We start from the raw sequence: 10,018 nt of genomic DNA, 5'->3' as shown, positions 1-10,018 counted from the left end.
TTCTTTTTGAAATAATGCTGTGTTCTAATTGACTAATGATATCGTCAAAATTACTATCACTATCTTTAAGCGCTGAAGCAAATGAGGCATCAATTTTAATATTATCAAAAGTAACTAACTTCAGTTCTTCTTTAATATTTTTCAAATATTCTTTTGTTTCTTCAAGGGTTGTTTGTTTAATAATGGCTGCGAATTCATCGCCACCAACCCTAGCAACAATAGAGGTTTTTGGTAGATGAGATTTTAATAAAGATGCAAATAATTTTAAAACAGCATCCCCTTTATAACGTCCGTACTCTTTATTGATATCATTTAAGCCATCAATATCAGCAAGTAATGCAACAAAGGTCTCATCGCCAAGTTCTTCAATATGTTTTTTTAAGAAACGAGAGTTGTATGTGTTGGTTAAATCATCATGATAACTTAAGAATTTTAAATCCGATTCATTTTGTTTATAATCGGTAATATCTATTGCAATGCTTATAATATTTCTTAGGCCTTGTTCATCTCTTCCAATATAAGAAGAATAAAAGTCCCAAATCAGTGTACGATCATCTTTTGTTTTAAGTGAGAAGGTCCCCTCATATAATTTACTACTTATCGTATATAAACTATCAATATGAGTTAACACTTTAGGCCCATGATCACGGTAAGCTTTTTTTACCCAAGCATTTACAGTAGGAATATCATCATAAGTATATTTCGTACGTTCGATAAATGTTTTACTAAGTCTTAAAATTCGTTTATTTTCAGCGTGTAATATCATAGGGACAGGTGATTCATCAATTAATTTGAATAAGCGTTTGTTTTGTTCTTCAAGTGTTTTCTTATAAGAAGCCTTCTTTTTTAGTTCAACATCAATGATTCTTTCTAGTTCTCTATGTTGTTTTATTTGATGATAGACAGATAAGTAGATTACAATGGACGAAAGCAATACAAAAAGTAACCCTTTAACGGTACTATAGAATATAAAATTATCAAAATATCTATCTATAAGCCAATCCGTTAAAATGATCCATAAAGATCCAAAAATAATATACGTAACAGAAACAATTAACGCAGAATGCCATTTAGCTCTCACAATCATCACCTCATAAAATAATTGTAACACACAGTAAATAATTTCGCATTATTTAAGTTTTTAATAATGAAGTGTATTAAATTTCTAAATAATAGTGTAAAATAATAAAAAAGGGCGGTGGCACGGTGAAGCAGAGGCGAGTGAGATTATTTTACCAGTTAAGCCTTCTCATGATCTTCATGAGCTTTTTAGTGTTACTAGCATTAATAGTAACGCTCTTTTATTTAACCTTTATAAACGCATTTAATTGTGATCAAGTAGCCATTGAAGGATTGTGTGTCATTAACGAAGAGTTTAGTGCATTTAATACAATCCTCATATTAGAAGTGGGCTTTATCGCAGTTTTTTTAATACTATCAAGTTATTTCCAACAGTATTTCCTAAATGATTCTGATAAAAAGGTAAAAAAAGCTGTAAAAGAGAAAAAACGCTATACACAAATTACAGCCCCAAAACCACTAGAAGAATTTGTTGCCCCAGATTTTAAGGAAGCCACCGACAAGGAAAAAACAGAGGATAAACCTAAAGAAGCTACACCAATAGAAGCTAAAGCTCAAGAAGCCATTCCAGAAGAAGCTAAAGTATCAGTTCCTAAAAAAGCAGCAAAAGAAACTAAATTAGAAGCTACTCCAATAAAAAAAGATGAACCAATCATAGATGAACTTGAAGAAGAATTACAAAGACAAGAAGAACTTAGTAAACAAAAAAAGAAAAAGAAACCAAAAATCAAACTCAAATCAAGCAAATTATCTGAATATGTTGCCCCAGAACATCAAGAGACATCTGTAATAGAAAGAGAAGAAAAACGCAAAGAACTCGTTGAAAAAACGATCATACCAATTGAAGAAGAGGATGTTTCATCATCACCAGAGATTGTTGAAGAAACTGAACAAGTTAAAGAAGCCGAACCAGTTAAAGAAGAAGTAAAAAAAGAAATCATAGAAGAAACACCACCAAAAGATGATACGGCAAAAGAAAAACGCAAACGCCAAGAAATATTTGCAGTAGATGATGACGAACCATCGTCTAAAGAAGTTAAACCTAAAAAAGCCGAAAAAGACGTTCAAGAAAAAAAACCATTTGTAAAAGGTGCTATTTTAGAAGCCACTAAAAAAAGACGTACGCAAAGTCATACAAAAGAAGATATTTCACTAGTTATAGAAGAACTTACTGATTTAGATTACAGCCAAGCACGTGATTTTATCGACACTCTAATTTCTGTTATGTCAGAAGCCTTAGTTGCCCATGATAAAATCGCGATTCACCAATTTGGAACCTTTACATGTTCTAAACTTAAAGCACGCTCTATGCAAGTGCCTACAACAAGTGAGGCAACCACAGAAATACCAGAACATTATGTTGTTCGTTTTAAAGGAAGCCCAGCATTTAATGATTATCTTAATAATGGGAGTCCTCTACCTATAGAACCACCTACTCCAAGTGCAAAACCTGTAGAACCACCAATGAAAGATACCAAATCAAAACCAAATTCAAAAAAGAAACCCCAAGCTAAGAGTATTGTAAAAGATGATATTATAGAAAATATATTATCAACATGTGAATTAACCCCTAAAGACGCTGAAAAATTCTACGTTACGTTACTTGATGTCATGCAAGAATCACTCATGAACGAAGATAAAATCGCCATTCATCAATTTGGTACCTTCGACATAACTAAACATAAAGAAAAAACGATGGTAGTCCCAAATACAGATGAAACCGTCATTGTGCCTGAACATAACGTGATTAAATTCAAACCAAGTAAAGCGTTTACAGACACATTAAACCCTTCAAAAAAATAATTCTATAAAAACTAAAAAAATCGCTTGAATATGCGATTTTTTTAATCTATAATATGTATTTGTTAGGGCTTACATAAAAAATGCGTATTTTATTTATAAAAGACTTTGAAAAAACTAAAAATATGATACGATAAAAGTGAGCAAAAAATGTACGGAAGGAGCGGTTTAATGAAACAAACAATATTACATGATGCACACGTTAAATTAAATGCTAAAATGGTTGATTTTGCTGGATGGCATATGCCAATTAGTTATACGGGTATTACAGAAGAACACTTAGCTGTGCGTAATGAAGCTGGATTATTTGATGTTTCTCATATGGGAGAAATTTACATCGTTGGAAAAGAAGCAACAGATTTTGTCGATTATTTATTTACAAATAACGTCCGCACAATGACAGCAAAGCAGATATTATACGGGATGATGTGTTATGAAAATGGTGGGGTTGTCGATGATTTACTTGTCTATAAAGTCAATGATGAATTTTACCTACTTGTGGTTAATGCTTCTAATATCGATAAAGACTTAGAATGGATTAACAAAAACAATAAATTTGATGCTTTAGTTGTTAATAAAAGTGAAGAAATAAGTGAAATTGCGATTCAAGGACCTAAGGCACAAACCATGCTTCAAAAAGCAACTTTATTTAATTTAGATGAGATTAAGTTTTTCACTTTTGATGACATTACAGTATATGATCGCAACTTTTTAGTTTCTCGTACTGGTTATACTGGCGAAGACGGATTCGAAATTTACGGTGATCACGAAGACATTTTATACATCTTTGAGAAATTGATAGATGATAATGACACCTTACAGCCTTGTGGACTTGGGTGTAGAGATACCTTAAGATTCGAAGTGGCACTGCCGTTATATGGGAATGAGTTATCACCAGATATTACCCCAGTAGAAGCAGGGTTAAATTTTGCGATTTCCTTTGAAAAAGGTAATTTTATTGGTAAAGATGTATTAATGAAGCAAAAAGAACTTAAACCAAATCGCCGTATTGTAGGTCTTGAAATGTTAGATAAAGGGATACTAAGACATGGCTATAAAGTTTATCATGAAGATACATTGGTTGGTGAGATTACAACAGGCTACCGTTCACCTAGTACAGACCTCACCGTAGCGATGGCTTTAATTGATAAACCTTATGATAAAAAAGATACAATTTTAGAGGTTGAAATTCGTAATAAGCGTGTTAAAGTAAAAGTAAGAAACAAAAAATTTTATGATAAAAAATATAATAAGTAATATTTAGGAGGCAATTTATGAACATTCCAAAAGATTTGTATTATACAGAAAGTCATGAATGGGTACGTGTTGAAGATGGGTTTGCTTATATCGGAATTACAGATTATGCACAAGAGTCTTTAGGAGAAATCGTATTCATCGAATTACCTGAAGAAAATGAACAAATTACTCAGTTTAGTGAGTTTGCAGCAATCGAATCAGTAAAAGCAGCATCAGACTTAAATGCCCCATTATCAGGTGTAATTGTTTTGGTTAATGAAGAATTAGAAGACAGCCCTGAATTATTAAACGAAGATTCATATGAAAACTGGATCATCAAAATTGAAATCGAAGATGAAAGTGAACTAAACAAACTTTTAAACGCAGCAGAATACGCAGAAGTCTGCGAATAAGAATAGGAGTGGTTTGATGTTTAAGTATTTACCGCACACCCATGAAGACATCAAAGCCATGCTTGAAACAATCGGCGTCAAAAATATTGATGCCCTTTTTGCAGATATTCCAAAAGAACTCGTGCATAAAGATTTAGATTTACCTTCAAGCATGTCTGAACTAGAAATCTATGATCATTTTGAAATGCTTGCTAGCATGAATAAGCCATTAATATCATTTATGGGTGCAGGCGCATATGATCACTATACACCTAGTGTTATTAGACATATAATCGAGCGTCAAGAATTTTTAACTGCCTACACCCCATATCAACCAGAAATATCACAAGGAACACTTCAATACATTTTTGAATACCAAAGCATGATTACGCAACTTACTGGTATGGATGTATCGAATGCTTCTATGTATGATGGGGCAACAGCAACCGCTGAGGCAATGTTTATGGCATGTAGTCATAGAAAGAAAAATAAAATCTTAATTAGTGCAACGGTTAATCCTAATATTATAGAAGTTGTTAAAACCTATGCATTATATAAAGGCATTGAAGTAACCCTTATAGAAGAACATGCAGGTGAAACCAGTTTAGATCATTTAAAAGCGATTATGAACGATTCATTTGCAGGAGTTATTGTACAAACGCCTAATGTTTACGGAATTATAGAAAACCTCGATGGCTTTAAAGAGACCATCGAAGAACACAAAGGGCTCTTTATTATTAACCAAGACCCTTCAACCTTAAGTCATTTAAAAACCCCACGTACATGGGGGGCAGATATTGCTGTAGGTGAGGCACAAACTTTAGGGATTCCATTATCTTATGGTGGACCATACATTGGGTACATGGCAACGCTTGAAAAATATATGCGTAAAATGCCTGGTCGTATTTGTGGTGTTACAAAAGATACAGATGGAAAACGTGCATTCGTATTAACCCTTCAAGCACGTGAACAACATATTCGCCGTGAAAAAGCAAACTCAAATATCTGTTCAAATCAAAGCTTACTGGCTTTATTTGTAACGGTTTATATGTCAATTATGGGTAAAAAAGGCCTTTATGAAGTGCAACAACGCTCTTATGACAATGCCCATTACTTACATACCATGTTATTAAAACTTCCAACCTTTAGTGAAGTGTATGATAAACCATTCTTTAAAGAGTTTACTTTACGCACGAGCTTAGATCCAAATCATCTAAACAGTATTTTAGCTGAAAATGGATACTTAGGACCATTACCATTTAAAATGTTCAATGAAGAAAAAAGCGATTTAGTTGTGTTTGCGCTAACGGAAAAACGTACCAAAACACAAATCGATGATTTAATTCGTATTATAGGGGGGTTATCATAATGTATTACGATAAACTCATTTTTGAAATATCTGTAAAAGATAGAAAAGGGTACACTCTCCCTAAAGCTGAAATTAAGCGTTATGATTTACCAGAACATTTACTTCGTGATGATTGCCCAGGATTACCTGAGGTCAGCGAATTAGATGTTGTCAGACACTATACAAATGTTAGTTTTAAAAACTTTGGCATTGAAAAAGGATTCTATCCATTAGGATCTTGTACCATGAAATATAATCCTAAAATCAACCAAGATATCGCTAACTTACCAGCATTTGCGAATCTTCATCCTTACCAACCAATTGAAACAGCACAAGGGACCCTTAAAATTTATCATGACTTACAAAAAATGCTCTCAGAAATTAGTGGGCTTGATACATTTACATTAAACCCATATGCTGGGGCACATGGTGAATTAGTTGGGCTTATGATTATGAAAGCTTACCACACTTCACGTGGAGACACAAAACGTACGAAAATCATTGTGCCTGATTCTGCGCATGGTACCAACCCAGCAACCGCAACCGTTGCAGGATTAGAAGCGATTGAAGTAAAATCAAATAAAGATGGTTCAGTGTCAGTGTCAGATCTTAAAAACGTATTAAGTGATGAAGTCGCTGGAATCATGTTAACCAATCCTAATACCTTAGGTATGTTTGAAAAAGATATTATGGAAATCGCAAAACTTGTTCATGAAGCAGGCGGATTACTTTATTATGATGGTGCAAACTTAAATCCACTTCTTGGTATGGCACGTCCTGGTGATATGGGATTTGATATCATGCATATCAATCTACATAAAACCTTCTCAACCCCACACGGTGGTGGTGGACCAGGTTCTGGACCCGTTGGCGTAACCCGCGCACTTAAACCATTTTTACCTAAACCAGTTGTTAGAAAAGCAGGAGACTATTATTTATTAGATGATCACACCGACTTAAGCATTGGTCAAATTTCTCACTTTTATGGTAACGTAGGCGTTTATATTAAAGCGTATACGTATTTACTTGGTATTGGTAAAGAACATATTTCTGAAATTGCAAAATTCAGTACATTAAATGCAAACTATATTAAAGAATCATTAAAAGACTATTACCATTTACCAATTACAGGCGTGTGTAAACACGAATTTGTCTTTGATGGATTAAAAGATAAATCAACAGATGTATCAACCCTTGATGTTGCGAAACGTCTGCTTGATTATGATGTGCATCCACCAACCGTTTACTTCCCACTCATCTATAAACAATCCCTGATGATTGAACCCCCTGAAACTGAATCAAAACAATCCATTGATAACTTTATTGACATTATGATTAAAGTTGCCAAAGAAGCAAAAGAAAACCCTGAACTTGTAAAAGGGGCACCATATAACACCATTGTTAAACGTTTAGACGAAGCTTTAGCAGCGCGTAAACCTATTGTAAAATATAAGGATTTATTAGATAAGTGAAAGATTTAATTATTATCGGGGCAGGGCCTGGGGGATTCGATGCGGCGTTATATGCCGCAAAGAATAACCTAGAAACTGTTTTAATTGAAGCGCATAAAGTAGGAGGCACATGCTTAAACTGGGGATGTGTCCCTACTAAAGCGCTTTATCAAAATGCTAAAGCCATCCATCAAGCAACTCATGTATCAACCTTTGGCGTAATTCAAGACGCTTTTCATTTGGATTTCGACTTAATTAAAACACGTAAAGAAGCGATAGTCGATGCACAAATTAAAGGTATTCATCAATCAATAAAAGCGCAAAAGGTCACCTTCATTGAAGGTAAAGGACAAATCATTAACCCAAACGAAGTTAAGGTAAATGATGAAATTATAAAGGCCAAACATATCATCATCGCAACAGGTTCTAATAGTAAAAAACTAGCCTTTCCAGGCGATGATTTACCAATCATTAAAACGAGTAAATCTATTTTAGATTTAGACGTTTTTCCTAAAAAGTTATTAGTCGTTGGTGCCGGCGTTATAGGGACAGAAATGGCCCAAATATTTAAAGCCTTTGGCGCAGAAGTAACGCTAATCGATTTTGCGGAAGAAATTTTAATGACAGAAGATGTTGATATTAGAAAACGCGCACGCAATCTATTTAAACGTGCAGGTCTTGATATTCACACTAATGCAAGTTTAAAAGAAGTTGTTAAAGCAGCTAACACCTATTTGGCAAGATTTGAAACAAAAAAAGGACTTGTTGAACTAGAAGTCGATATGGTTTTACTTGCAGTTGGACGCACCCCTAACTTTGGAGATTTAAATCTTGAAGGTATCAAACACACATCACAAGGCATTATGGTGAATGAAAATAAACAAACAAGCGTCCCTAATATTTATGCAATCGGTGATGTAAATGCAGAACTGATGCTTGCGCATAAAGCAACTTATGATGGGTACCGTGCCGTTAATCACATCTTAAAAAAAGCTGACGCAATCAATTTTGATTTAGTGCCTAGTGTCATCTTCACCCATCCACTCATTGCAAGTGTTGGTAGACGCGAAGATGATCTAAATAAAGAAGATATTCATTCAGTTAAAGCTTTATATAAAGGCAATGCCAAAGCAGTTTCAATGGATGAAACTGATGGTTTTGTTAAACTTATTACCGATAAAAATCATGTATTAATCGGAGCCCATATTATTGGGGCAGGGGCAGATTACATGATTCATGAACTTACCACATTAATTAATCTGAAAAAAACAGTCAGTGAAGCCCATGATATCATCCATGCGCATCCTACTGTTTCAGAAATTATTCATGATGCATTAAGACAACTACATTAAACAGAGCATTTGCTCTGTTTTTTTGTAGTGTAGATGAAATTAATAACTGGTTTTGTGTTTGATAATTTAGAGTGATTACTATATAATTAAAGTAATCTATATTTTTAGTTTTTTTTTAAGGGGTGTTGTACTATGAATAATCAACGAGGGGTTACTATTATTGAAGTTTTAATCGTAATCTTAATTATCGGTATTGTTAGCGGGATTAGTATACCTGCAGCAACAACCCTTTTTACTAATAACCAAAAAGAGCGCGTCTTACAAGAGGCACTACAAATTGAGCGTGCCGCTAAAAACTTTTGTAGGCAAGATAATTACGCAAGTTGCCCACCAGGCACAATCTTAACGTTAACTGAACTAGATGAATTCTTAGATTTTGTAGATGAAACCTATATTTTACAAGTTTCAATTGGTGGTGGAATAAGAAACTTCTTTGTTTATTATGCTAAAGATAATGAATACTCATTTCCATTTAATAATTTAGGCAATGCCATCTATAATGTCACAAACGGTGTGCCTTATTTAGGCGCTATCCCATCAGCATCATCAAGAGATTTAATCAATATTCCAAATAACACAGAAATTAATCCAGCCCCAGAATGGCAAGTAAATACTTTTGGACTAGGCGATGTGTTTTATTATCCAGATGAAACGACATTATGGCAAGTAAGATCAGGTGGATTACAAGCTGAACCGCCAGTGGCTGGTTCAACATTTGTAGTAGATGGGCCATTCCAACAACTCTCCATCAATTTCATTATTCACAACACATATCGCACAGGTGACCGTGTATTTTATAATGGTAAACGTTATGAAGCTCTAAATGATACTATGTCTGGCATATTACCAGGCACTCAACGTGGCTGGCAAGAAATAACCCCAGAATGGCGTGAATTTAATACCTATAAAAAAGGTGATATTGTCTATCACCAAGGCGCAGAATTTAAAGCGTTAGAAGACAATTTACTCATTACCCCAGGTGAACCAACCTCTTACGGATGGCAAGAAATCACTGTATTCTGGCGTGTATATAATGAGTATAAATCAGGAGATGTTGTATTTCATATTTTAGAAGGTGAAACCATTGCCCGTGCATTTGTGGCTAAAATCGATTTATTCCCACCATCACAAGAACCAAGTTTATCTTCTGAGGTTTGGGATGAAATAACCGATGACTATTTATGGTTAGCTGCGATTATATATCATGCAGAAGACATTGTAATTTATGACAACTTATTTTATAGAGCACTAAGAACCACCCAAGGTCAAGAACCAAGTAACTCAAACGACTGGGAACTTATCGAATACGTACTTCCAGCAGGGTAGAAGCAGTTCATTTAAGAACTGCTTTTTTACTGC

At 34.3% G+C, this 10,018-nt stretch carries 8 protein-coding genes; 7 read left to right on the top strand and 1 reads right to left on the bottom strand.

Features of this window, described 5'->3' with window-relative positions:
• Positions 1-1,081, bottom strand: a 1,081-nt coding sequence (locus ACHAJD_RS09395) for a sensor domain-containing diguanylate cyclase (RefSeq protein ID WP_435585611.1), incomplete at its 3' end; no start/stop codon positions are given.
• Positions 1,082-1,272: 191 nt separating this feature from the next.
• Here ACHAJD_RS09395 and ACHAJD_RS09390 point away from each other — a divergent pair.
• From ACHAJD_RS09390 to ACHAJD_RS09360, 7 genes are all read left to right on the top strand, one after another.
• The gene (locus ACHAJD_RS09390) at positions 1,273-2,883 is read left to right on the top strand and encodes an HU family DNA-binding protein (RefSeq protein ID WP_435585610.1); all 1,611 of its coding nucleotides are present in this window, start codon (positions 1,273-1,275) and stop codon (positions 2,881-2,883) included.
• A gap of 168 nt (positions 2,884-3,051) precedes the next feature.
• Positions 3,052-4,137 (top strand): glycine cleavage system aminomethyltransferase GcvT, encoded by a 1,086-nt coding sequence (gcvT, locus tag ACHAJD_RS09385; RefSeq protein WP_435585609.1) that lies wholly within the window; start codon positions 3,052-3,054, stop codon positions 4,135-4,137.
• Positions 4,138-4,154: 17 nt separating this feature from the next.
• Positions 4,155-4,529 carry a glycine cleavage system protein GcvH gene (gene gcvH, locus ACHAJD_RS09380; protein WP_435585608.1) on the top strand — a complete coding sequence of 125 codons (375 nt, stop codon included), beginning with the start codon at positions 4,155-4,157 and terminating at the stop codon, positions 4,527-4,529.
• Between the two features lie 16 nt (positions 4,530-4,545).
• Complete coding sequence (gene gcvPA, locus ACHAJD_RS09375; protein WP_435585607.1) at positions 4,546-5,877, top strand: aminomethyl-transferring glycine dehydrogenase subunit GcvPA; 1,332 nt, start codon at positions 4,546-4,548, stop codon at positions 5,875-5,877.
• Positions 5,871-7,328, top strand: a complete 1,458-nt coding sequence (gene gcvPB / locus ACHAJD_RS09370) for an aminomethyl-transferring glycine dehydrogenase subunit GcvPB (protein ID WP_435585612.1) — start codon at positions 5,871-5,873, stop codon at positions 7,326-7,328. Before gcvPA ends, gcvPB begins: the two co-directional genes overlap by 7 nt.
• The gene (lpdA, locus tag ACHAJD_RS09365) at positions 7,325-8,659 is read left to right on the top strand and encodes a dihydrolipoyl dehydrogenase (RefSeq protein WP_435585606.1); all 1,335 of its coding nucleotides are present in this window, start codon (positions 7,325-7,327) and stop codon (positions 8,657-8,659) included. Before gcvPB ends, lpdA begins: the two co-directional genes overlap by 4 nt.
• A 132-nt stretch (positions 8,660-8,791) precedes the next feature.
• Positions 8,792-9,985: a prepilin-type N-terminal cleavage/methylation domain-containing protein gene (locus tag ACHAJD_RS09360; RefSeq protein ID WP_435585605.1), complete on the top strand. Its 1,194-nt coding sequence runs from the start codon at positions 8,792-8,794 to the stop codon at positions 9,983-9,985.
• Positions 9,986-10,018: the final 33 nt, after the last annotated feature.

This window comes from Liberiplasma polymorphum (genome assembly GCF_043951795.1).
GTDB lineage: Bacteria > Bacillota_I > Bacilli_A > Izemoplasmatales > Izemoplasmataceae > Liberiplasma > Liberiplasma polymorphum.
Note: the sequence above shows the minus strand (reverse complement) of the source record. Positions and strands in the feature narration are given on the sequence as shown.